Raw genomic sequence first — 786 nt, 5'->3', positions numbered from 1 at the left:
GCCTCGCCGTTGAAGCGCTCGACCTTGTCGGGGGCGCTGTCGGGGCCGCGCGATACCGATTCGTAATGATGGAGCTCGGCGAAGGGGGTCCAGACGACACGGTAGCCGGCCTCCCGTACGCGCAGGCAGAAGTCCACGTCGTTGAAGGCCACCTTCAGGTTGACCTCGTCGAGGCCGCCGAGTGCTTCGTAAATCTCGCGCCGGACGGCAAGGCAGGCGCCGGTCACGGCGCTGACGTCGCGGGTCAGGGCGAGTTGGCCGAAATAGCCGACCTCCTGCCGTGTCTCGAAATGACCGACATGGCCGGCAATGCCGTCGCCACCGTCGAAGGTGCCCATGCCGAGCCGGACGCCGGCATGCTGGACACGGTTGTCGGCATAGAGCAGCTTCGCTCCGGCTATGCCGATATCCGGCCGCATGACGAGGCCGACGAGCTCGCCGAGCCAGTGCGGTCCGATGACGTCGATATCGTTGTTGAGCAGCAGCAGCACGTCGCCCCTGGCCTCGCGGGCCGCGGCATTGTTGAGGGCGGAGTAGTTGAACTCGCCCTCCACGCGCAGCACCCGGATGCGCGCATCCTTCTTGAGCTCCTCGAAGAGCGCGAAGCTCTCCGGCTCGACGCTGCCATTGTCGATGATCAGGATCTCGACATGGGGATAGTCGGTGCGGTCGAGGATTCCATCGACGCACTGGCGCACGAGACCGGCGCGGTCCCGTGTGGGGATGAGGATGCTCACCAGCGGCGCTGGCGTAGGGATCGCCCACGTCACCCGGTGCCAGACCGGC

General features: G+C 66.5%; 1 protein-coding gene. It reads right to left on the bottom strand.

Going from position 1 to position 786, the window contains the following annotated elements; genetic code table 11:
• Window positions 1-786: glycosyltransferase family 2 protein (locus tag STARVERO_RS22045; RefSeq protein WP_159602157.1), on the bottom strand; the 786-nt coding region annotated here is incomplete at both ends.

This window comes from Starkeya nomas (assembly GCF_902703545.1).
GTDB lineage: Bacteria > Pseudomonadota > Alphaproteobacteria > Rhizobiales > Xanthobacteraceae > Ancylobacter > Ancylobacter moscoviensis.
This window is presented reverse-complemented; position numbering and strand designations above follow the sequence as displayed.